The following is a 21,658-nucleotide window of genomic DNA, read 5'->3' as shown; positions in this document are numbered from 1 at the left end:
GCCTAAACTTTCCAGAAGACGAAGACACCCCAACCGATGGACAGGAAAAGAGGTGTCCAGACCGGTTGACCCACCAACCCAAGCCAGGCGAGGAAGATGTAGGCCGATCCGAGAAGCGTAATGAACAGACGGTCACCCAGCGTCGTTGTCAGCCCGAGTACGCCACGTCGTTCGATCCCGTCGCGAAATTTGAACCCTTCCAGTACACCGATCAAAGCAATGGCCGAGAAGATGCCGACAAACAGCGCCAGTGTGGCCGGCGTCCAGGCCATCCAGAAATCGGGCCATAGTGGATCAGTCCACGAAAAGCCCTTTTCCTCTTGCTGGCCGACGCTGCCCCAGCCGGCCTGCTGAGCCGCTGCCATGGAAGGCAGAAATGGAAGGGAGAGAAGAAGTTTACGCATATCGAACCTCACACTCGGCCCATCGCGAACCCACGCGCGATGTAGTTGCGGACAAACCAGATGACGATTGCCCCTGGGATGATGGTCAGCGTTCCGGCGGCAGCCAGCAAGCCCAACTCATACCCCGCGCTAGAGGCGGTGCGGGTCATCACGGCGGCGATGGGTTTGGCCTCGACTGCAGTCAGTGTTTTGGCCAGCAGCATCTCGACCCACGAGAACATAAAGCAGAAGAAGGCTGCGACGCCGACACCGGCTTTGATGTTGGGCAAGAAGATTGTGACGAAGAACCGCGGGAAGGAATAGCCGTCAACATAGGCGGTTTCGTCCAACTCTTTCGGAATGCCGCGCATGAAGCCCTCAAGAATCCACACCGCCAGAGGCACATTGAACAGCGTGTGTGCCAGCGCCACGGCTAGGTAGGTGTCAAACAGGTGGATCGACGAATAAAGCTGGAAGAACGGCAGAGCGAACACGGCTGCCGGGGCCATCCGGTTGGTAAGCAGCCAAAAGAACAGCTGCCTGTCGCCCAAGAACCGATAGCGCGAGAACGCGTAGGCCGCAGGCAGCGCCACACAGACCGACAGAACCGTGTTGATCGTAACGTAGATGATCGAGTTGATATAGCCCCAGTACCACGTCGGGTCTGTGAAGATGGTGATGTAGTTCTCCAGCGTGAAGGTCTGCGGGAACAGGGAAAAGCCCGACAGGATCTCGTTCGTGGTCTTGAAGGACATCGCCACCAGCCAGTAGATCGGCAGCATCAGGAACGCGATGTAGAGGATCGGGATAAGAGACCGCTTCTTCATTGCGCGTCATCCTTTGTCATCAGAGTGTAAAAGACCCAACTGACCAACAATGTAATGGCGAAGTAGATCAGGCTCATCGCGGCAGCAGGGCCAAGATCGAACTGTCCCAGCGCGATCTTCACAAGGTCGATCGACAGTAAGGTGGTCGAATTACCGGGGCCGCCGCCAGTTAGAACGAAGGGCTCGGTATAGATGTTGAAACTGTCCATGAACCGCAGCAAAACGGCGATGGTCAGAACGGTTTTCATCTTGGGCAGCTGGATGTAGCGGAACACCGACCACGGGCTGGCCCCGTCGATTTTGGCGGCCTGGTAATAGGCATCCGGGATCGACACGAGGCCCGCATAGCACAGCAGAACCACCAGCGACGTCCAGTGCCAGACATCCATGACAATGACCGTGATCCAGGCCGACAGCGGCTGTTGCGTCATGTCATAGTTGATGCCCAGAACATCATTCAGGAAATATCCCATCAGGCCGATTTTCGGCAGCGTAAAGATATTCCACATTGAACCGACCACGTTCCAGGGGATCAGCATCGGCAACGCCATAAGCACCAGACAAACCGGCACCCAAACCCCTTTTCGCGGCATCGACAGGGCAACAATGATGCCCAAAGGCACCTCGATCAGCAGTATCAGGAAGGTGAACAGGAACTGCCGACCGAGGGCTGCTTGGAACCGGTCAGAACGCAGGATTTGTTCGAACCAGCCCAGACCTTCCCAAAAGAACTGATTGTTGCCAAAGGTTTCCTGCACCGAGTAGTTGACCACCGTCATCATCGGCACCAGCGCGTTGAACGCGACCAGCGCCAGCACCGGCAGGACAAAGAACCATGCCTTTTGGTTTTCCGTTCTCATTGCGCCCGCTCCTCGGTTGCGATCCAGCCGTCGCGATAGACGCGCGATTGTTCTGGGTTGAATTGCAGGAATACCTCGGATCCGGGTTCTGGCACCTGATGTTCGGTGACGGCCTTTAAGGCGGTGTTGCCGACCATGGCGCTGACCACATAGTGGCGACCGATGTCCGAAACTTTGGTCACATGTGCAGGAATGCCGGTGTCGCCAAAGCCCACATATTCCGGGCGAATACCCAGATCGGTGCGACCTCCGTCGCCGTGGGTGGGGCCTTCCAACATCACCTCATGGCCTTCGAAGACCGCGCGATCGCCTTTGGCTTCGCAGGGTAGAACATTCATGCCGGGCGAGCCGATGAAATGGCCGACAAACGTGTGCTGAGGCCGCTCGAACAGTTCAACTGGCGTACCGATCTGCACCACTTCGCCTTCCTGCATTACGACCACTTCGTCGGCGAAGGTCAGGGCCTCGGTCTGATCGTGGGTTACGTAGATCATCGTGGCTTTGACGCGCTGGTGTAGTTCCTTCAACTTAGACCGCAGCTTCCATTTCAGATGCGGGTCGATCACGGTTAGCGGCTCGTCAAACATCACCGCGTTCACGTCATCACGGACCAGACCGCGCCCCATCGAGATTTTCTGCTTGTTGTCCGGGCTCAGGCCACTGGCACGGGTATCCAGCATGTCGGTGACGTCCAGCATCTCGGCAATCTCATCGACGCGACGCTTGATTGTTGCCGGGTCAACGCCTCGGTTCTTCAGCGGAAAGGCCAGGTTTTCGCCCACGGTCATCGTGTCGTAGATCACCGGAAACTGGAATACCTGCGCAATGTTGCGCTGATCGGGGGGCAGGATGGTAACGTCCTGGTCATCGAACAGGATTTGCCCTTCGGACGGCGTCAGCAGGCCCGAGATGATATTCAACAAAGTGGATTTACCACAGCCGGAGGGCCCGAGCAGCGCATAGGCCCCGCCATCGCGCCATGTGACGTCGATTTCCTTCAGCGCATAGTCCTGCGGACCTTGCGGGTTAGGCATATAGCTATGCCGCAGGTTCGAAAGTTTGATCTGTGCCATGTCAGGCCACCCTTTTGCCGTCTTGGCCGAAATACCGGCAATGCGCCGGGTTCATGTAGAAACTGTGATCCTCGCCGACCTGATAGGGATGCACCCCAGCGGCCAGCGACACCCAATCATCCGAGCCATGCCGGAAATGCGCGCTGGAATCCGAGCCCGACAGCTCGGTCACGATCACGCGTCCAGTTAATTCCACATCCGCGTCTGACGTTCTAAATGGTGTGACGCGGTGCGGTCGGACGGCGACCATATAGTCGCCATCTGCCATGTCTGAGACCGCCCAGCCGCCGCCGCCTTCCAGTGCCGCCTGCGCGCCGAAAACGGTGATGCGCGCCACGTTGATGGGCGGGTCCGAGAAAACGCGAGCTGCGGCAATGTTTTCGGGGTTGCGATAGATGTCTGCGGTGGGACCGAACTGCGTCACCCGGCCGTCCTCCATCAAGGCGGTGTAGCCGCCCAGCAGCAGAGCCTCTTCGGGTTCCGACGTGGCATAGACCACGACGGCACCACGTCCGGCGAACAGATCGGGCAATTGCTCGCGCAATTCCTCGCGCAGCTTATAGTCGAGGTTCGCCAGCGGTTCGTCCAGAAACACCGCACGACTTTCCTTCGCAATTGCGCGGGCCAGCGCGGTGCGTTGTTGCTGCCCGCCAGACAGCTCATGCGGGCGGCGATGCAGCATCGGGCGCAGTTGGAGCAGATCGGCTGCTTCTTCTACACGGCCCTCGACTTCGGATTTTGCCATGCCTGCCACGCGCAATGGCGAGGCGATATTGTCGAATACTGTCATATGCGGATAGTTCACGAAGAACTGGTGTACCAAGCTGATCTGCCTCTTCTGAGTGTTCAGCCTTGTCACATCCTGCCCATCCATAAAGACCTTGCCCGAGGCGATCGGGTCCAGCCCGGCCATCATCTTGATCAGAGAGGTCTTGCCCGATCCTGTTGCCCCCAGCAGCACATTGAAATGGCCGGTCTGCAGCGACAAGTTCGTAGGTTTGATATGGATTACATTGCCGACCCATTTGGTGGCGTCTTTAAGTTCGATCATGTCCGTGGATTCCGGTCCTTCAGTGCCGCGCACTGGTCGTAGGGTGGGGATGCCGCGCACGGCACCCCCGGTTGCATTGGCTTAGTTGGCCTGCCAGCGCGCCACCAGCTCGTCATAGTTGACGGTCTGGCCTTGCGGCTTTTCGTTCTCCAGCTTGGCCTTGGGCGAACCCGCTTTTTCCAGCCAGAAGGCAGGATCCTGCGGTTCGTTCAGACGTGGACCACATCCGCCATAGACGTTGGCGGCCTCATCCGCGGCCTGCATTCGGGCCATGGTGATGTCCATTTCCTCGGCCAGACGGTCCATCGCCTCTTGCGGGGTGAAGGCGCCTGAGTTCACGTCACCGATCTGCTGCCACCAGATCTGGGCCAACTTCGGATAGTCCGGCACGTTGATGCCGGTCGGCGACCATGCCACACGATCGGGCGAGCGGTAGAACTCGACCAAACCACCCAGCTTGGGTGCGCGTTCGGTGAACGACTCATGGTTGACCGAGCTGTCGCGGATGAAGGTCAGGCCCACATGGGACTTCTTCACATCAACCGTCTTGGACGTCACGAACTGAGCATACAGCCAAGCCGCTTGAGCACGATCCTCGGGGGTCGACTTCAGGAATGTCCAGGATCCCACGTCCTGATACCCAACCTTCTGGCCATCTTCCCAATAGGGGCCGTGCGGGCTGGGCGCCATCCGCCACAGCGGCGTGCCTTCGTCATCCACGGTGTTGTTGCCTTCGGATTTCGGCTTCACCATGTCGGCAGTAAAGGCGGTGTACCAGAAGATCTGCTGGGCCACGTTGCCTTGACTGAGTGCCGGCAGCGACTGGTAGAAGTCATAAGACGCCGCACCCGGAGGCGCATAGTTGCGCAGCCATTCGTCCCATTTGCGGATCGCATAGACCGCAGCCGGACCGTTTGCCGCACCACCGCGCGAGACGGACGCACCAACCGGGTTGCAGGTGCCCGCTTCCATGCGAATGCCCCACTCGTCGACGGGAACGCCATTCGGCTCACCCACGTCACCAGCGCCAGCCATCGACAGCCACGCATCGGTCATGCGCCAGCCAAGGTCAGGCGCGCGCTTTCCGTAATCCATGTGGCCGTAGATTGCGACGCCGTCAACTTCCTTCACGTCATTGGTGAAGAACTCCGCGATGTCCTCATAGGCCGACCAGTTGACCGGAACGCCCAGATCATAGCCGTATTTTTCCTTGAATGCGGCCTTGTTGTTCTCGTCATCGAACCAGTCCTTGCGGAACCAGTAGAGGTTCGCGAACTGCTGGTCAGGCAGCTGGTACAGGTTGCCGTCCGGACCGGTGGTGAACTGAATGCCCATGAAGTCATCCAGATCCAGTGTCGGCGAGGTCGTGCCCGCCCAGCCACCCGCCATCTGTTCGGTCAGGTTATAGGCCAGTTGCAGGCGCGAGTGCGTGCCAATCAGGTCACTGTCGTTGACGTAACCATCATACAGGTTCCGACCGGTTTGCATCTGGGTCTGCACGGCCTGAACCACTTCGCCCTCGCCAAGGATCTGGTGGTTAACCTTGATTCCGGTGATTTCCTCGAACGCCTTGGTAAGAACCTCGGATTCATACGAGTGCGTGGGGATGCCCTCGGACAGGACGTTGATTTCCATGCCAGCGTAGGGTTGTGCAGCTTCGATGAACCACTTCATTTCACCCATCTGCTCGTCTTTCGACAAGGTCGATGGCTGGAATTCGTCGTCAATCCAACGTTGTGCTGCGGCTTCGTCGGCCCAAGCAGAACCGTGTCCAGCAATAACGGCTGCCGCCGCCACTGCGGATAGTAGATGTCTGCGCATCTGTCTCCTCCCAAAGATTATTTGATCCGGTGCAGGCCGGATGGCAGGCAGCATCAATGATAATCGGCGCCGCTGTCAAACTAAATTTTTAGTAATAGTGCAATACGCTTGTAATGAATTGATAATAAACATAATTTTTACTATCAAAGTGCGAAATATCGAAACTTGGTTCAATTACCTTGTATCCGTAGGTGCCGAAAGCACCGCAAAAAACTCTTGAGCTGGTATAACATCCTCTGCCCAAATGCGAATAGGGTGAAATACAAGGCTGACGTCTGCCAACTTAAAGGTTCAACTAGCCTGTTCGAAATTTGCAGTGAAAGTTTACTTTCCCGCCGACCTGCAGGGGGACCGCACCCGAGATCCTCCAGCAGCCGCCGTTCGAGCAACCGCAGCGAACTCACCCTTTGTCCGCTACCCAGTCGTCCGGTTCCCCTCAATCCGAGCGGCCCCAGCGAACGTCTGGAATGCAGGCTGCAACTGCAGAAACCGCAGAGGCTGACCAACGGCAGCTAAGGGCCGTTCCCTGCATCGCCGGGCACCCTCGATCATGCCGATGCCGCGCCGCATCCGACGTCGGCTCAGAGCCTAAGCTTGCCAAATGCTGCACTAGGTCCGAATGTCTGGTCCTTGATGCCAGCCAAGAGATGGCTCCAGAGCAGCACTTTCTGTTCAGATGCTTGAAAAAGACTTCAAACGAAGGCAGCGGCATGTTTGGGACTGTAGATTATCACGCTGTGGGTGCCCCGGCGCCATACCGCCTTTTCGCTTGTACTGGCCTTAAGGTCTTGCTCAAACCCTAAATCCGCCAGCACGTGCGGGGCGCTCAAAGCAAGGCGCTCCAGATCCCTTTGTAGTTGCGCATCAGGCGTTTCTACTCCTAACGTAGGGATTATTTTCTTATACCAAGTCAACAGATCCGCAACTTTCCTGATCGACAAGCCGTTCTCAAGCACACTGATCAACATAGAAATTTCATAATGTTTTCTGGCTTGACAGAGGGATACCGCGAGCGGAGACTTTCGAGCAAACCAAGCTTTTGCACCCAAAGGGTTAGAAAAAATGAGCCTCGCATATGGCAAGACTACCGCCCCTTAACGCCCTGAGGGCCTTTGAGGCCGCGGCACGTCACCATGGTTTTGTGGGTGCAAGCGAAGAGCTAAATGTGACGCGTGGCGCGATAAGTCGGCACGTCAAACTGCTGGAAGATCATTTGGGCGTTCAGCTGTTCGAGCGGCTGGCTCAGGGCGTGCGATTGACGCCAGCAGGTACTGCGTTTCTGCCCTTTGTTTCAGAGGCCTTCGGCATGATCAGGCGTGCAGCGGAAGAAATTTCCGCCGATGCCAACGAGTTGCGTGTCGTATGCCCGCCGGGGACGTCAATCAGGTGGCTGCTGCCCAAGCTGGAAGACTTCAGGGATGCTTATCCAGAGTTCTCTGTGCGCCTGACAACGGACTTTTATCCAGATAGCGGCTTCGACCCGATCAATGCGGACGTTGGCTTCTCGATATCCAACTTGCCGAACCGCTCGCAGGATCTTGAGGTGCAGACACTTTTTCCGATTTTACTCACGCCAGCCTGTACACCAGACTATCGTCTTAGAAAGTCGCTGACTTCTCCTGAGGCGCTTGCTGGCTGTAATTTGCTGCACGAAACAAGAAGTCACTCTGACTGGAGGACATGGGTAGATGCTTTCCAGCCCGTTGGCGTCGATCCGAATGTCGGTCAGGAGTTTCCCAACATTGACATTGCAACCAAGGCGGCGGTCATGGGCGTTGGAGTTGCGATGGCCGACTTGGTTCTGTGTCGCGAAGAATTGCAATCGGGAACGTTGGTTGCTCCGTTTCCGGACATGGTGTGCAAGTCGCCTGACGGTGGCATCTGCGTCCTCGCCGGACGTCACAAATGGTACTCCCCCAAGGTCGAGGCTTTTCGGTCATGGGCCTACGAGATTGCGGAGGCGGACCGTTCTGCCGTGGAAGAATTTGTGCATGGCTAGCTTCGGCGTACACTGAAAGCAGCCATTCAACCGCTGGCCCGGAATGTCAGCTCTGTCCCGCAGAGCTGTCGTCTGAGCACCTTCAGTGTTCGCGGCGGCAGCGAATGGCCGCTTTGGTTGGCCGCATCGCAGCATTCGAGAAGATTGGCGAACGGCAGGTTTGGGCCGTCTTTGGTTGGGCGGCTCGATCCATTAGGTGAGCTTGCTGCGATTGATCTATTGGCCGCGAAGAGTCCAACTTGTACCCTGAATGCGGCGCAGCGAACGCTGCGTCCCAATCCGGCGGTACAATTCGGCACAAGGAAACCGTGTGGCCGAACGGATGCTCAGATGCCACGCGATGGGCATGGCTTTCAAACAAGGAAAGTGGCACGACGGCCCGGTTTCAAGGTATTTCGGATGCGCGGATTTAGCGATCAAACGGCGGGATCCGAAATGTGCCAAAGCTCAAGATCGATCCGGCGAAATCGGGCAGAATGCCCGACGCGACAATTCACTTTCGGGCAACGCGCGACGGCTCGGACGGAGAGCGATAGCCCTTTAGACCCTCAGAATTCGGACAAATTTCCCTAACAGTGCGCATCGCAGATCAGCAGGATTGCAATGCATGCTTTTAGGTGATCGGATTACCTTACCAGGCACGCGATTTACTGTTGACGTCTTCCTCTTCGCCGAGATGCCGTTCCGAAGATTAACTTGAAAAGTGATACCCAATCGTCCACCGTCGGAGCGACAAACCTTATTTTCCGTCTTTTTTGGCAAACAAATTGGAGACTTAAGATGTTCAAATTGAATGGTTATCGCAACTGGATGCAGGCCTCTGATGGCCTGATGGGCAAGCAGCTGAAAGACATCATGATGCCAGGTGTGCATCACTACGATGCAGCAACTCTCGGTACGGAGATGTCCGCGTGCGCTGCGAAAGCATTGTTCTTGATCGACAAAGGGATGCATGACGGGCCGTTGACAAAGCTCCCCGATCTCATTTTGCGCAAATACATTCAGGGGAACGCAATCACTCAGCATTCGTCAGTAACGCAGCTGCTGAACATGGGTGCACGGTATCTGGACAGCCGGAATTGCTGGGATCAGGCCACCGGGCACTGGCGGACGTATCATCAGGTCTATGGCCAATACTCAGATCAAAGTCTTCAAGAAGTGAGGGCCTTTCTCGAGACCGTCGAACGTGAGCTGATCATCATTGAGGTTACAAAAGGTACGCAGGCCGCTCCAGGCGCCACGGATCCGGGCGATGAAGGTCTCTTGGACATGATAAAGTCCGTTCTGGGCGACTATCTGTACCCGCGCCCAGATCCGGACACCAAGGTTCAAGATTTGACGCTGGGCGAGATCATCGGCGACAGGCCGCGCGTGATCGTCCTTTACAATTCAGATGAATTTGAGCCGGTCATGAACGAGCGTTTCGATGATTTCAAGGAATTCTGGCCCTTCTCGTCCTACGTCGATGACATGTACAAAGGGACGACCGACCCCGAAGAGATGGAAAAGTACCTGATCGAGCGCTTGAGCGATAGCGACGAAGGCAAGCTTCGCAAACTGCAATACATCCTCGCTTGGGGTTTCGACGCGACAGTCCGGTTCGATTTCACTTTGGAAGACATGGAATCTTCTCTGCCCGACCGATTTCCAAAGTTCTTCGAACATGCGGTAACAAATCAGGGTCGCAGGGTGAATGTCATCCTCGTCGATTTCTACGACAAGATGTACCACAACGTGATGCAGGCCGTGTTCGAGGCGAATGGCAATGCTGATCTGCTCATCGGGGGCTTTGTGTCCGAAAGCAGGGGCAGCATCGTCATCGGTCAGACGTATGAATTGTTGGCTCATCGAACCATAGATTACATGCAGCGTTTGTCACTTTGCGGCTTTAAAACTCAAGAGCCGAATTTAAGCGTTCATACCGACAACTCCAGCAGCCACACACATTTCATGCTGATCCCGCATCCCACGGGCTCGGACTATCAGTTCCTTCATCTAGGCACCGGTCATGTCATTGCGCGCAAGAAAGGGGAAAAACCGCCGTTCAAACTTGTGGAAGCGACAAAAGCCAATGAGGATATCACGCGGTTTACGATCAGCATGCATGATGCGTCCGAGGGCTTGGCTTACATGAAATCCTATGATGGAAACTTGAAATGCGGTGGATTTGAGAACACGGACAACGGCGCATGGAACGCCTATTGCAATGTTGAGGAAACCGGCGACGCCGGATCGAATGAACGTTGGTTTTTTCACCCGATCTCCAAGCCGAGGCGCATGTTCGGGTCGTCAGACAAGTACCCGATCTACGACGGCGGAATTTATATGATCTTCAATGGAGAGGGCGACGAAACCTCCGCGATCTCTTTTGTGGGTGAATATGGCGACCTGCGCGCCGTGTTGGAAGAAGGAAATGCGAGATCTGCGCGCCAACACTGGCGGGTACGGAACTTGTATTTGGGCAGCATTTGCCTGCAAAACATGGCCACTGGTACGTACCTGCACTGGAGCGGCGGCGAAGGTTCACAACTTGGGTCAAGCAACGATGACCATACGGAAAACACAAGCTATTGCCTGCGTGACAACGACGACGGAGTTTATCTTGCCTGTTTGCGTGACGACAACGATTGGTATGTGCACGATAAGGGCGAAGACGGTAAACCAGGCGACACACTGATTACTCATTCACACAGCGGATCGGATGCGCAGCAATGGTACTTCAAAAAGGTCGAGCTGAAGAACTAAGGATCAGGTTTGAAATATACTGGTGGCCCAGAAGTGCATCGAACTCGGCCACGATTTGACTCCTGGCGGATAGTCTCGGCTCGGCATGATCACTTTGCGTCAACTTTTGGCGACGCGATTTCGGAGGAGTGCCCGCCTCGTCCCCGACATGCTGGTTCACGCACCATACAGCCAATGATCGGGTCCGTTCAGGTCTTTGGTGCCAATCTCTGTTTTCTGATCACCCAAGATGATGAGTATGGACTGCGACCACCGATCAGCCGGAAGATGAAATGCAGATTGAAAACGGACTACAGCCCAATGTCTGAAGAGTCCGCGACCCGGTCATTGCCAAAATAGAAAAGCTGCACGGTGCATGAACGGCAGCTTTGACGGGCCGCACTGCAGCATCAGCTGATCATAGTGAAGGCCTGCATTGGGCCGTCCTTACCGAGGCGGAAAGGATTTGCCGGTTGGACGCTGAGTTGCCTCCGTGGTCTGCACTGAGCCCAAACTTCCCAAATGCTGCAGGTTGCGTGAAGGTCGGCTTTGATCATTTCTGCACGATCAGGGGGCCTAGACATGACCGTAGCCCAATAATCATGGCAGCGGCATCGCGTACCCCTAATCTGTTCTTGCTCAACACGACAAAAGCGCTACTGTCGGCCTATGGGACAAAAAAGCCTTCTTTCCGTGCGATCATCTGCGGAAAACGCAGCCCTGCGTTTGCTTGCAGTGCGCTCAAGGCGTCCGGGTCGAATTCCTTTTGCCAGAATGCGTGCGGGGCCGGGTTACAAGTAACCAGATTCACCACATCAAAGCATTCAAAAGGAAATATCATGTCATCACATGACCGTTCACTCTATCTGCGCTATGCAGAGGCCCTAAGGCATCCAAACGATTTTTCTGGCGCAATTGCCGCGTTCTTCGCTGCGGACGCCAACATCAATGTTGTCCACCCTTTCAACGAACTGCACGGGGCAGACAAATACCTCGACACGTTCCTGCGTCCTTTACAGCAGTCTTTTGACGGACTTTATAGAAGGGACGACATTTTCATGGCGGGTCAATTTGAAGGACAGGACTGGATCAGTTCCACAGGCTACTATGTGGGACAGTTTGCCCAAGACTGGATCGGCATCAAGGCAACCGGCACGCTAAGCTATCTGCGCTATGGCGAGTTTCACCGCATCGAGAAAGGCAAGGTGGTCGAAAGCTATATCTACCTCGACATTCCGGAATTGATGATCGCGTGCAATCAATGGCCCTTGCCCATGGGGCCGGGATTATCGCGCGGCTACACAGGGCTAATCCAAGGACCGGCGAGCAGAGACGGCTTCCTTAAGGATGTCACCGATCTGGCCGAGGGCCAACGCAGTTATCAGATCGTGACGGATATGCTCAACAAACTGGCGACCGAAGATGAGGCGTGGCGACCTTACTGGCACGACAACATGATGTGGTATGGCCCGGGCGCCTTTGGAAGCTTTGTGGGTATTGAGGAATTTGCATCGTTCCAAGTCCCTTTTGAATCGCAGTTTGAAGGATGGTCGGGTGGAACGAAAAACAATGGGATGACCAAGCATTTCACAAGGTATGGAGACGGAAATTACACGTGCTCAGGTGGTTGGCCGTCCCTGACTGGTGTCAACGTGAAACCATTCTTGGGTCAGAGTCCCACAAACGAAAGGGTCTTTATGCGGGTCTGCGACTGGTGGCGTCGGGAAGATAGCCTTCTTGTTGAAAACTGGGTATTCGTGGATGTTCCGCACGTCTTGCTGCAATTGGGATTTGATCCATTACCAAACTGGCAGAGTGGTCAAAACTAATGCCCTTAACTTGATCAGTTAAAAAATTCGTCGGTAAATCTCGCCACGGACTTCAGAATGTCTGCAGCCATTGCGGACATTCAAATTGAACCGAGCTATGGCAACTACGTCCGCGATCTGTGAGTTCATCGAGCTCCAGAATTTGCACGCGCAGCGAATGTCGGGAAAGTGGGCTGCAACCGCAGCATCGCGGACTTAGGGTGGACGGCCGCTATGGGCCGTTCCCGACCCCCGCACTTTCTTCATCAGCAGGATTCGTGGCGCCTCTGAGGGCCCACTTACGCAACCTCACCGGGGCCAACCTCGGCGGTTGGATTGCGTCTCGCTATGTCACGCCAGCGCCTCGCGGTGGGGGCAGGTCACTGGCCAGCCCCTGCCTCAGAGGTGCGTTGCACACTTCAGCCGGGCTGTTTTTTCCCTCCAGCCCCAGTGTTCTGGGGCGCTGGCCTTCGGAAGAAAGCCTGCTGGCCCGGTGGTCCATATCGGGGGATGGGCGGGAGTCAGCAGCGGCCTATCGTGTCGTCGAGCGCATCGAGTACCAGCGGGAGGGGCGGGTCCACGATTACTTCGCCAAACGCGGCGTCGATGAAATCTTTGTCTTGACCCCCAAAGACGCTCCGTCCTAGGCGCAAGACAGGTATGCAGCCGAGGAAAGCGAGACCCGTCGCCGCCCGCGAATTGGAGCTGGCACTGCCATCTGAAATCAGCGCCGAAGCCCGGTCACAGATCACCTGCCAGTTTGCCGAGCAGCTCATGGATCACTAAGGTGTAGCCGTCGATGTTGCGATTCATACGTCCCACTGTGAGGGCGACCAGCGCAACCACCATGCCTATGTTCTGACGTCTACCTGGAAGCTGGAATTGGAGGGGTTTGCGGCCAAGAGTCGTGTTCGCGATTCCGCGAAAACCGGTGGAGCCGAGATCGAGCAAATGCGCGGCCTCTGGGCCGAACTGCTGAACCAGGCGCTGAAAATGGCAGGGGAGGTCGCTAAGGTCGATCACCGGTCCCTTGAAGCGCAGCGGGTGGAGGCACAGAGCCAAGGTGATGCGCAGAAGGCCGAGGAACCTGACCGTGATCCGGAAGTGAAGCTGGGACCGGCGACCAATGTGATGGAGCGGCGTGAAAGGCGCGCTGTTGAGCGCGATGGCCGGGAGTATGTCCCGGTTACAGATCGGGGCAGGGCGGTTCACGCTGCCCGCGAGGCCTTCCATGAAATGCGCGAGCGGCTGGACATCGCACGGGAGACCTCCGGGTGAGAGCGGGATGCGGGGCAGGGCCGTGTTAGAGGCGGATCGGGACATGCCGCGAGGCCAGGATGATTTCAAAGCGCGTTTGGCGCGTTTCGTGGATCGGTCGCGGAACTTGGACGATGTGCCTAAGCCAGCAAAACTCAATTACGCGCGTAACCGGCTGAAGGCGATCATGGAAAAGGACGCGGGCCGCGACAGTCAAGTGGTGGTTCACAAGCTGTTTAGTCATGGCGAGAATGACATGGGCGAGGACACACGGCGCAAAGCGCGCAAGCTGTCTTTGAACCAGCGGCGGAAAGGCGTGCTGAACAAGCCGTGTGAAAAGCTGGAGATCGAGGACGAGCGCGACCAGAAGACGGATCGCGAGGTCAAGAAGGATCGGGGCCCGACGAAGGCGCTTTAGGCCTGTGGCACCCCTCTTTTGGGGTTGCCCCCAAATCAGGGGTAGATGCTTGGACCACTCAAACAGCGATGATCAGAATTGTCAGGAAGTGTCCACACAGAAGCCTACACGGTCATGCTCGCTGCGCTCAGAAGCGCACGCGAAGCCAGCGGCCATTCTCAAGCGCAATTGGCATTGAAGCTTGGTAAGCCGCCATCGTTTGTAGGGAAATACGAACTGGGAGAGCGACGGCTCGATGTCGTGGAGCTCTTGGTTATTCTCAAGGCATTGGACGTGTCGTGCGATCTGTTTCTCGATCAGCTTACACCTGTGCTTCCCGCGGCGTTGCGCTGAAGCGATTTAAATTCGTGTGGAAAGTTGCAAACTGACCATTTCCCCGCTAAACAGGGTCAACCCCATTTTGGGGGTGGAGTTGGTACGAAATGAAGTCGCGTGTAACAAGTTCTGCTTCGGGATGTATGAGCGACCACCTGGGCAATGCGAAAGTCAGAGCGCTTTTTTTGTCGGATGCACTGGAAACGGGCGACGCGTCAGAAATCATAGCGGTTCTGGTCGATCTTCGGCGCGCCATGGGCGGCGGAAAGATCGTGGACCTTAATCCGCTTGAAATGAAGTTTTCTGATGCTCTGGACATTGTTAGTCAGGCGTCGCTGACTCTTGTCGCTGAGCCAAGGAAATGATGGCAGAATGACAGGGAATTGAGACTAGAAAATGGACGAAGTTTTTATGTGGGTGAAACTATCCCACTCCAAGGTGAGCCATTGATCCTGGTCAGCCAGGCAGGTGTCAGACGTTGGATCGAGACCGGTACCCAGCACAGTTTTAGCTACGATCAAGTGCGCGATCCGCTCGATGGCCAGATGAAATATCGCGGTGTTTATGAGAAGGAGGGGAAAGTGTGTCCTTTGTCTTGGTCAATGATCCAGATAAGGAAACTAATGAAGAGTCCCCCGCCCGAAGCCACCGCTCAGAACCTAATACGTATGGCCTAAATGGTTCCGCTCTGAGGGTTGAAGCGGTTCCAAACACCGACAAATAAAAACACTGTTTAAGCCCACAATGACAGCGGGTTGGGAGGGTGTGGCCAGCGCAAAAACAAGATGTGTGGTAGGCAGGGTTTTTCGACTGAATTGGTGGTTTGTGACACTACACCCTGCCCCTCCTAGGATCCGCCACTTAGCTTGGGCAAAAATTCCCGGCAAAACCTTTGCAGTTTTCGCAGGTTTTTTATCGTTGTCGCCTTACCGCCTGCCGAGGCGATCCAACCTTAAAAGCTGTGCCAGCATCCGAGCGCCAGTCCCGGTCCCGTCTCCGGACGGAGCCGCAGTTGGTCCGCCCGCAGAATTGGGTCGGCTGGGCAACGCTTGGACACCAAGGAATTGTCGCGCACGCAGAGCTGCATACTCCGCCCCCGTTGCACCTCCGATGGCGTATCGGTTGTAGACTTGCTGGCTTCCTGCAAGCCCTCGAGCAAAGGCATAGCTGCCACCGAATCCAGCAGAGAGCGCTGGCATCATGATGTTTCCGGAAATCGCCCGAACCAGGAAGGGCGTTGCTATGATGAACCCCTTTGCCATCAGTACCATCATGAAGAAGGGAATGAGCGCGCCGATGTTGGAGGCGCCTTCCGGGTCGCCCAGTTCAGCAAGTAGCGCACGCGAGACACCCGTGATGGTCGCGAACACGCCGGCAACAACGATCGGGTACATTGCGAAGGAAATCAGCGCTGAAAGCCAACGCGTGAAATAATCCTTGGTCACTTCAAAAAGGGTCAGGAAGATCATGATCGGTGCAATCCCGATCAGCAGAGCGATCATGAGCCTGGACGCAACGACGATAAACGCCGCCAAGCCACCAAGTATCGAGAGCAAGAGAACCCCAAGTGTGTCCAGCAGGGCACCGGCCATCCAGTTCAGTTCAGACCCCGCGGCATTCAGATACTCCCCAAGCGCCGCGATCAGGTTGTCGAACTCTTCTGCGAAGGTGCCGGATGGGCCGGGTGATCCGCCGCCGACAGAGGCCACGAGCGACCCGGCAATGCTGTCGATCCCATTCAGGATCGCGGCAGCAATGATGTTGAACTGCACCCAGTTGGTTGCAAATGCGCCGATCAGTCCAATCTTCACGGCGAGCCAAAAGGCCGTAGGCCCGTCCATGACGCGATACTGGTAGATCGTGTTGATGAAAACCAGAATGACAACGAGTGTAGTGCCAAGGACGAGTATCGTTCCGATTGTTGCGGCGACCGCTCCAAATTGCGTCTCGGCAGCGGAATTGAGATAGCCTTCGGCCGTTTCTACGAAGTAGGTGACGACGCTCATGGAATTCTACCAGTTTCCAGCGGCTTCGCAGATTGGCATGGCTTCACGCCGAAGTTCATTGGCCTGGCGTCGGTATTCTGATGTCGCTTCCACGATGTCCCAGTATTCAGATGCGGCGAAATGCTCGAAGTAGACGCCTTCAGCTGCCTCCCAAGTCGGATACCGCGTTGGACATTCACAGCTTTGGGCTTCAACGATGCGTTGCTTGCTCTGCGCCCGATAGATCTGTTGGATCAGGAGCCGCTTGTGGGACTCGCGTACAGCGATGTCTTGCATCCACTGCGGCTCTGGAGGCTGGTCGGGACAGACATCTGGCTGGTTATCGAGAGTTGGGATCAGGTTCCGTTCAGCAACGCCAGCGGTTGCGCAGAGAACGACGATCAGGCCATAGGTGTTGAGCGCGATGCTTTCCTGCACGTCTTCCGTCTCGGAAATCCGCTCGACGATGTCTTGGATGCGTAGGGCGGCTTGCCGGATCGCCGCGGGCGCGTTGTTGCCATAGAATGCCGCGCCATGCCCGGTGATCGAGAGGTTGGCATTGGCCAGAAGCGCGGGGTCGATCGTGCCGAGAGCTTCGATCCCGCCGATGCGGCTCAGATAGAGATTGTAGCGTTCGGGAATGACCTGGACGTAGTGCTGGGTCTCGGCAAAGGGCGGGACACCGCCATATTCAAACACCCGTCCGGGGCCAGCGTTGTAGGCCGCGAGCGCGTTGATGATATTGCCATCGAAGGTGTTCAGTTGCGCCGCGAGATAGCGCGCGCCGCCATGCACCTGCAGGTAGGGGCTGTCATAGTATTCCGGGTTGATGCCGAGATCGCTGGCCGTGCCGGGCATGATCTGGGTGAGGCCAAAGGCGCCGACGGGAGACCGCGCCCCAATCGTAAACCGACTTTCCTGCCAGATGAGCGCCTGCAGAAGGGCCCGCCATTGGACCGGCGAGAGACCCGCACGACCCACGCCCGCAAAGCCGCTGGTCTCCTGCGCGACGCGGATGATAAGCTGCTCTATGTTTTCTGCCGCATCCCCGAACATCTGTGCGCCGCCGGGATTGGGATCGATTTCCGCATTGCCATAGACCGCCTCGACGGAGCGGTCCGGATCGCCGCTGCCGCCCTCCAGCCCCGAGACCATCGCCGGCAGTCCCTGACCGCCGAAGCTTGTCTGGGCATCGAGGATGCGCTGCAGGGTGGCCAATTGCTCGCGTTCGATCTCGGCGATGAGTTCACGCACCGAGAGCTTGTCCGCTTGAATGGCGAGGTCGGCCTCGCGATCGCCTGTTTCGACGATATCGCGCGCGGTCAACCCGCTGTCATTGGTCGGCACGCCTTGAGAAAAGGCGAGACCGGGCAGAAGGCAAAGGGTCAGGATATGGGGCAGGCTACACTTCAATGTCACCCTCCGGCGCTCCAAGGGGCGTGAAGGTGCAATCCGGCGCGACAGGGGCTGTCGAGGCGAGGAAGGTGAAGCAATTGGTCTGCGGTTCCTGGTACTGGGCGCAGGAGGTCAGCGCGCCGAGCGCGGCGAAAAGCAACAAAATGCGTGTCATAAAAGCCTCCAGAAGTCAGGGCGGTCGCGGTAGTCGGGGCCGACCAAGGCCTCGCCCTTTTCCATGCCACCGAGGATCGTGAGATTGGGCCCAAGCGCGCTCAGATCGGCATCGACCACGATCGAGCCCTGGTCGTCGCGGATGAGCGCAAGGCGGCTGTCGCTGCCGGTGTTGAGAAGCACGTCGAGCTCCTTCTCGTAGAGGTTCAGCATCGTGTAATCGGCGGCATGGGCGCGGATGTTCGGGAGCAGGATTTGCGTCGGCACCGCCTCGACAATGGTCTTGCCAGTCCGGGTGCGCTCGAGCTGGCTGGCGTATTGCGTCATCATCACCGCGACGGTGTTCTGCTTGCGTGCGGTCACCAGCCAATTCGGCAGCCGCTCCGCGAAATACGCGTTGTCGAGCGCCTTCCAGGCCTCGTCGATCACGATGATCGTGGGGCGACGGTCCTCGATCTCGCGCTCGACCCGGCGGAAGAGATAGGAGAGCACGGCCATGCGCTCCTTCTCGGCCTCGCTGTCGAGAATGCCGGTGAGATCGAAGCCGACCACATCCCCCTCGAGTGAAAACGTGTCTTCCAGAGTCTGTCCGAAAATCCAGCCGTAGCGGCCCTCGTCTGTCCATTCGAGCAATCGCTGGTGCAGATCGCCGCGATCATCGGTGGAGACGAAAAGCGATGCGAAATCTCGCCAGTTCCGAAGGGCCGGGTTGGAGGCCTGAGCGTTCTGGCGCACGACTTCCTGTATGCGGTTTGTTTGCGCGGGCGTCAGCGACTTGTCGGCACGATAGAGTAGGGTGGCGAGCCAGTCCGAGAGCCAGGCGGTGCCGCGCGCATCGGTCTCTGTCCAGAGCGGGTTGAGGCCCGTGGGCTGCCCGGCTTTCAGGGAGGCGTAGCGCCCGCCATTGGCGCGGACCGCCATCTCCATACCGAGGCGGTAATCGAAGACGAAGATCCGCGCCCCTGCTCGACGGGCCTGCGTCATGAGAAAGGCCGAGAGGACCGATTTGCCCGAGCCGGGCCGTCCCATGATCAGGGTATGCCCGCTGGTCGGTTCTTTCTCGGGGCTGCCTTGCTCGTGATAGGAAAACCGGTAGGCGCTTTGTTCGGGCGTGGGCAGAAATGTCATGACCTTGCCCCAGGGGGTCTTCTCAGCAGGCTTGCCAAGCTGCGTCCGATGAAACGCCGCGAAATCCGCAAAGTTGCGGTTGGTGATCGCACTGGCGCGCACGCGCTTGGGCTGGTTGCCGGGATGCTGGCTGAGGTAATGCGCCTTCGCCGCGACCCGCTCGCCGATCATCTTCACGCCTTCGGCGGCGGCCGCGTTCGCGATCTCGGCGCTGAGGGTTTGTAGTTCGTCGAGCGTGTCGCAGAAGATCGTCACGACCATGTGGTGTTCACCGAAGCTCTGGCGTTTGGCTTCGAGATCATCAGCGGCGATGTCGAGCGCTTCCATAAGCGAGAGAGCCGCGTCCTGACTGGCCTGCATCTGGCGCTTTTGCCGCTTGATGCGGCCCGCCATGAGGTTCGAATTGATCGGCGTGAAAGAGTGCGTGACGATCATGTCGACCGGCAGGTTCAGCATGTCGAACATGGTGCAGGATGTGGCCTCGGAATATTCCCCGATGGTAAAGCTCTTGCCGTAGCGTTGGCCCACGACGCCTTCGGAGAGTTCGAAGTGATCGCCTTGAAACGTCACACGTGTATTGGCAACGTTGAATGCCAGAAAGCCGTAGGTATTGGCGGGATATAGCGGCAATTCCTGTCCTGTGTTGAGCGCGCCCAGAAAGCCGATCAACTCGCCGCTCTCGGAAGTCAGCACGCGCGGGTTTAGCTCCGTCAGGCCTGACAGGAACACGCTCACGGCCTCGCCCAAGCGACGCAGACGCTTCTCGGTTGCTTCCTTGAGGCGATCGGGGGCGCTGCGATTCAGGAATGGCAGGACGCTCTTAGGAGGCGGGCGGTGAATGACCGTAAGCGTCAAGGTTTTGTCGCGCAGGCCACTGCTCTCGAGTTTTGCGCGCCAGAGCCGGTCGACTTCTCCCGCAAAACTGTCCTCACGCACGGGTTCGAGGTCCGGCGTGATCGCCTTCGAGACCTTATGGACGTAATAGCTGAACTCCGGCCCCAGCTGCGCGATGATCCGGGCAAAGAGCGCGGTCAGCTTGTCGAGATAGGTATCATCCGTCGTATAGCTGTTCACCCCATCGAGCCGGATGCACTGAAAAAGCTCGTTCACCCGCGTCCGCACGGTGCGGTCATCGACCAGGCTGACATAGGGCAGCATATGCGCGAGGCGGGTTTCGCGGGCATACCAGTCGGGAGTCAATGTGCGGAGATCGACCGTTTCGTCCAAGGCTGTACTAGGGCGCATAGCTGTCCCCGCCATGGATGAAACGGTTCCGCGTCGGTGGCGTCTCCTGCAGTGCGGTCATCATCACGTCGATGAAGCGCGGGTCCCAGTCCGCAGCCTTCCAAAGCACAGGATAGAGAAGGGCGGCCACGCCCAGCACCGCGATGTGCTGCACCCAGACGAAGAGCAGCACCGAGCCAAAGAGCCAGACCATCGCGTACATGATGGGCAGGCCCAGAAGTTTTGGCGGCCGCACGAGGCCGAGGAAGAGAGGCGAGCGCTCAGCCACCGGCAAAAACCGCGGCAACAATGGTGGGGGCGGCAGCGACGCCTGCAATGCCGACGAGCACCCAGAGCGCCTGACGCAGGTCGATGATATTGAAGAACCAGCTCAAGAAGACGCCGAGAACAGCGAGCGTCGCGATGACAACACCAAGCGGGCCGGTCAGCGCATCGACGATACCCTGTAGCAGGCTTTGGATCGGGGAGAGATCGATACTTTGTGCGATGGCCGGTTCTGCGACGATCAAGAAGAGCGCTAGTGAGGCGACAAAGAGGTTTGAAATCTGTCTCATGAATTTGATCCTTCCAATCGGGCCACGACGGCCATGACACGGGCCACGTGGTTCTGGGTTTCTCTGTAGGGGGGAATGCCGCCATACTGGCGGACCGCATCTGGCCCGGCGTTGTAGGCTGCTAGCGCAAGACGCGGATCGCCGAACGTCTCCAGCATCATGGCAAGATAGCGGGCGGAGCCGTCGAGGTTTTGAAGCGGATCACGCGGGTCGACACCGAGGTCGCGCGCCGTTGCTGGCATCAATTGACCAAGGCCAATGGCGCCTGCACTCGAGACCGCATCCTGCCGGTAGGCGCTCTCGATCTCGATATTGGCGCGGTAGAGGGTCAGCCAGTCTCGGACCGAGAGCTCCGCGCGGCGCAGCCCGGGATGGCCAGCATAGCGCAAGGCAGTAGCCTCGATGGCCGTGAGTAGATCGGCGCGGGGTAGGGGCGCAGGTCGAGCAAGGGCGACCAATTGGATGTCTTCAGGTTCAGCGTCCCGTTCACCAAAGATCGCCAACTCATCAGCAGCAGACCCCTGAGCGATGCCGTCATTGTAATTGCGCGCAAAGCTGTCCTGGGAACGCGTCGGGGTCAGAGAGCCATCGCTCTCCATGACCAGCACCATTTGCGCATTGGCGGGACACGCGAGATACCA

21 protein-coding genes and 1 pseudogene are annotated in these 21,658 nt (G+C 57.4%); 8 read left to right on the top strand and 14 right to left on the bottom strand.

What is annotated here, in order from left to right:
• Positions 1 to 2 precede the first annotated feature (2 nt).
• The 7 genes from E4662_RS22105 to E4662_RS22075 form a co-directional block, all read right to left on the bottom strand.
• Entirely contained in the window at positions 3 to 404 is a 402-nt protein-coding gene (locus E4662_RS22105) for a DUF2160 domain-containing protein (RefSeq protein WP_136443803.1), read from the bottom strand.
• Positions 405 to 412: 8 nt separating this feature from the next.
• Complete coding sequence (locus E4662_RS22100) at positions 413 to 1,210, bottom strand: carbohydrate ABC transporter permease (protein ID WP_136443802.1); 798 nt, start codon at positions 1,208 to 1,210, stop codon at positions 413 to 415.
• Complete coding sequence (locus tag E4662_RS22095) at positions 1,207 to 2,070, bottom strand: carbohydrate ABC transporter permease (protein WP_136443801.1); 864 nt, start codon at positions 2,068 to 2,070, stop codon at positions 1,207 to 1,209. Before E4662_RS22095 ends, E4662_RS22100 begins: the two co-directional genes overlap by 4 nt.
• Positions 2,067 to 3,143, bottom strand: coding sequence for an ABC transporter ATP-binding protein (locus E4662_RS22090; protein ID WP_136443800.1), 1,077 nt, complete (start codon positions 3,141 to 3,143; stop codon positions 2,067 to 2,069). Before E4662_RS22090 ends, E4662_RS22095 begins: the two co-directional genes overlap by 4 nt.
• 1 nt (position 3,144) lies before the next feature.
• Positions 3,145 to 4,194, bottom strand: coding sequence for an ABC transporter ATP-binding protein (locus E4662_RS22085; protein WP_136443799.1), 1,050 nt, complete (start codon positions 4,192 to 4,194; stop codon positions 3,145 to 3,147).
• Between the two features lie 81 nt (positions 4,195 to 4,275).
• Complete coding sequence (locus E4662_RS22080; protein WP_136443798.1) at positions 4,276 to 6,015, bottom strand: ABC transporter substrate-binding protein; 1,740 nt, start codon at positions 6,013 to 6,015, stop codon at positions 4,276 to 4,278.
• Positions 6,016 to 6,707: 692 nt separating this feature from the next.
• Entirely contained in the window at positions 6,708 to 6,983 is a 276-nt protein-coding gene (locus E4662_RS22075) for a hypothetical protein (protein WP_136443797.1), read from the bottom strand.
• A gap of 107 nt (positions 6,984 to 7,090) precedes the next feature.
• Between E4662_RS22075 and E4662_RS22070 the strand changes: the two genes are divergently transcribed.
• The 8 genes from E4662_RS22070 (at position 7,091) to E4662_RS22045 (ending at position 14,901) form a co-directional block, all read left to right on the top strand.
• Entirely contained in the window at positions 7,091 to 8,014 is a 924-nt protein-coding gene (locus E4662_RS22070; RefSeq protein ID WP_136443796.1) for a LysR substrate-binding domain-containing protein, read from the top strand.
• Positions 8,015 to 8,794: 780 nt separating this feature from the next.
• On the top strand, positions 8,795 to 10,759 hold the full coding sequence (locus tag E4662_RS22065) for a PI-PLC domain-containing protein (RefSeq protein WP_136443795.1): 1,965 nt from the start codon (positions 8,795 to 8,797) through the stop codon (positions 10,757 to 10,759).
• Between the two features lie 818 nt (positions 10,760 to 11,577).
• On the top strand, positions 11,578 to 12,567 hold the full coding sequence (locus E4662_RS22060) for a nuclear transport factor 2 family protein (RefSeq protein WP_136443836.1): 990 nt from the start codon (positions 11,578 to 11,580) through the stop codon (positions 12,565 to 12,567).
• 119 nt (positions 12,568 to 12,686) lie between these two features.
• The gene (locus E4662_RS24380; protein ID WP_338113519.1) at positions 12,687 to 13,193 is read left to right on the top strand and encodes a MobA/MobL family protein; all 507 of its coding nucleotides are present in this window, start codon (positions 12,687 to 12,689) and stop codon (positions 13,191 to 13,193) included.
• Positions 13,194 to 13,353: 160 nt separating this feature from the next.
• Complete coding sequence (locus E4662_RS24375) at positions 13,354 to 13,824, top strand: MobA/MobL family protein (RefSeq protein WP_240705296.1); 471 nt, start codon at positions 13,354 to 13,356, stop codon at positions 13,822 to 13,824.
• A 43-nt stretch (positions 13,825 to 13,867) separates the two neighbouring features.
• Positions 13,868 to 14,221: a hypothetical protein gene (locus E4662_RS24370; RefSeq protein ID WP_240705288.1), complete on the top strand. Its 354-nt coding sequence runs from the start codon at positions 13,868 to 13,870 to the stop codon at positions 14,219 to 14,221.
• 114 nt (positions 14,222 to 14,335) lie between these two features.
• On the top strand, positions 14,336 to 14,554 hold the full coding sequence (locus tag E4662_RS22050; protein WP_206080340.1) for a helix-turn-helix domain-containing protein: 219 nt from the start codon (positions 14,336 to 14,338) through the stop codon (positions 14,552 to 14,554).
• A 125-nt stretch (positions 14,555 to 14,679) separates the two neighbouring features.
• Positions 14,680 to 14,901: a helix-turn-helix domain-containing protein gene (locus E4662_RS22045; RefSeq protein ID WP_136443793.1), complete on the top strand. Its 222-nt coding sequence runs from the start codon at positions 14,680 to 14,682 to the stop codon at positions 14,899 to 14,901.
• Positions 14,902 to 15,462: 561 nt separating this feature from the next.
• Here the strand turns inward: E4662_RS22045 and E4662_RS22035 are convergent.
• The 7 genes and pseudogenes from E4662_RS22035 to E4662_RS22010 all read right to left on the bottom strand — a co-directional run bounded on the left by E4662_RS22035 (position 15,463) and on the right by E4662_RS22010 (position 21,628).
• Positions 15,463 to 16,542 (bottom strand): TrbL/VirB6 family protein, encoded by a 1,080-nt coding sequence (locus E4662_RS22035; protein WP_136443792.1) that lies wholly within the window; start codon positions 16,540 to 16,542, stop codon positions 15,463 to 15,465.
• 387 nt (positions 16,543 to 16,929) lie between these two features.
• Positions 16,930 to 17,868 (bottom strand): annotated as a pseudogene (locus tag E4662_RS22030) (lytic transglycosylase domain-containing protein); the annotation flags it as partial.
• 55 nt (positions 17,869 to 17,923) lie between these two features.
• Positions 17,924 to 18,091 carry a hypothetical protein gene (locus tag E4662_RS24170; protein WP_168798048.1) on the bottom strand — a complete coding sequence of 56 codons (168 nt, stop codon included), beginning with the start codon at positions 18,089 to 18,091 and terminating at the stop codon, positions 17,924 to 17,926.
• Positions 18,088 to 20,463, bottom strand: coding sequence for a VirB4 family type IV secretion/conjugal transfer ATPase (locus E4662_RS22025; protein WP_136443791.1), 2,376 nt, complete (start codon positions 20,461 to 20,463; stop codon positions 18,088 to 18,090). Before E4662_RS22025 ends, E4662_RS24170 begins: the two co-directional genes overlap by 4 nt.
• Positions 20,453 to 20,731: a VirB3 family type IV secretion system protein gene (locus E4662_RS22020; RefSeq protein ID WP_136443790.1), complete on the bottom strand. Its 279-nt coding sequence runs from the start codon at positions 20,729 to 20,731 to the stop codon at positions 20,453 to 20,455. Before E4662_RS22020 ends, E4662_RS22025 begins: the two co-directional genes overlap by 11 nt.
• A complete protein-coding gene (locus E4662_RS22015) occupies positions 20,724 to 21,017 on the bottom strand; it encodes a TrbC/VirB2 family protein (RefSeq protein ID WP_136443789.1) in 294 nt (97 codons plus the stop codon). Before E4662_RS22015 ends, E4662_RS22020 begins: the two co-directional genes overlap by 8 nt.
• Positions 21,014 to 21,628, bottom strand: coding sequence for a lytic transglycosylase domain-containing protein (locus E4662_RS22010; protein WP_136443788.1), 615 nt, complete (start codon positions 21,626 to 21,628; stop codon positions 21,014 to 21,016). Before E4662_RS22010 ends, E4662_RS22015 begins: the two co-directional genes overlap by 4 nt.
• Positions 21,629 to 21,658 lie beyond the last annotated feature (30 nt).

Origin of the sequence: Pacificoceanicola onchidii, from assembly GCF_004804335.1 — a bacterium.
Taxonomy (GTDB): Bacteria; Pseudomonadota; Alphaproteobacteria; order Rhodobacterales; family Rhodobacteraceae; genus Pacificoceanicola; species Pacificoceanicola onchidii.
Note: the sequence above shows the minus strand (reverse complement) of the source record. Positions and strands in the feature narration are given on the sequence as shown.

Excerpts from the sequence above, each read along its gene's own strand:
- E4662_RS22105 (WP_136443803.1), bottom strand. The coding sequence starts at position 404 with ATGCGTAAACTTCTTCTCTCCCTTCCATTTCTGCCTTCCATGGCAGCG.
- E4662_RS22100 (WP_136443802.1), bottom strand. The coding sequence starts at position 1,210 with ATGAAGAAGCGGTCTCTTATCCCGATCCTCTACATCGCGTTCCTGATG.
- E4662_RS22095 (WP_136443801.1), bottom strand. The coding sequence starts at position 2,070 with ATGAGAACGGAAAACCAAAAGGCATGGTTCTTTGTCCTGCCGGTGCTG.
- E4662_RS22090 (WP_136443800.1), bottom strand. The coding sequence starts at position 3,143 with ATGGCACAGATCAAACTTTCGAACCTGCGGCATAGCTATATGCCTAAC.
- E4662_RS22085 (WP_136443799.1), bottom strand. The coding sequence starts at position 4,194 with ATGATCGAACTTAAAGACGCCACCAAATGGGTCGGCAATGTAATCCAT.
- E4662_RS22080 (WP_136443798.1), bottom strand. The coding sequence starts at position 6,015 with ATGCGCAGACATCTACTATCCGCAGTGGCGGCGGCAGCCGTTATTGCT.
- E4662_RS22075 (WP_136443797.1), bottom strand. The coding sequence starts at position 6,983 with ATGTTGATCAGTGTGCTTGAGAACGGCTTGTCGATCAGGAAAGTTGCG.
- E4662_RS22070 (WP_136443796.1), top strand. The coding sequence starts at position 7,091 with ATGGCAAGACTACCGCCCCTTAACGCCCTGAGGGCCTTTGAGGCCGCG.
- E4662_RS22065 (WP_136443795.1), top strand. The coding sequence starts at position 8,795 with ATGTTCAAATTGAATGGTTATCGCAACTGGATGCAGGCCTCTGATGGC.
- E4662_RS22060 (WP_136443836.1), top strand. The coding sequence starts at position 11,578 with ATGTCATCACATGACCGTTCACTCTATCTGCGCTATGCAGAGGCCCTA.
- E4662_RS24370 (WP_240705288.1), top strand. The coding sequence starts at position 13,868 with ATGCCGCGAGGCCAGGATGATTTCAAAGCGCGTTTGGCGCGTTTCGTG.
- E4662_RS22050 (WP_206080340.1), top strand. The coding sequence starts at position 14,336 with ATGCTCGCTGCGCTCAGAAGCGCACGCGAAGCCAGCGGCCATTCTCAA.
- E4662_RS22045 (WP_136443793.1), top strand. The coding sequence starts at position 14,680 with ATGAGCGACCACCTGGGCAATGCGAAAGTCAGAGCGCTTTTTTTGTCG.
- E4662_RS22035 (WP_136443792.1), bottom strand. The coding sequence starts at position 16,542 with ATGAGCGTCGTCACCTACTTCGTAGAAACGGCCGAAGGCTATCTCAAT.
- E4662_RS24170 (WP_168798048.1), bottom strand. The coding sequence starts at position 18,091 with ATGACACGCATTTTGTTGCTTTTCGCCGCGCTCGGCGCGCTGACCTCC.
- E4662_RS22025 (WP_136443791.1), bottom strand. The coding sequence starts at position 20,463 with ATGCGCCCTAGTACAGCCTTGGACGAAACGGTCGATCTCCGCACATTG.
- E4662_RS22015 (WP_136443789.1), bottom strand. The coding sequence starts at position 21,017 with ATGAGACAGATTTCAAACCTCTTTGTCGCCTCACTAGCGCTCTTCTTG.
- E4662_RS22010 (WP_136443788.1), bottom strand. The coding sequence starts at position 21,628 with ATGGTGCTGGTCATGGAGAGCGATGGCTCTCTGACCCCGACGCGTTCC.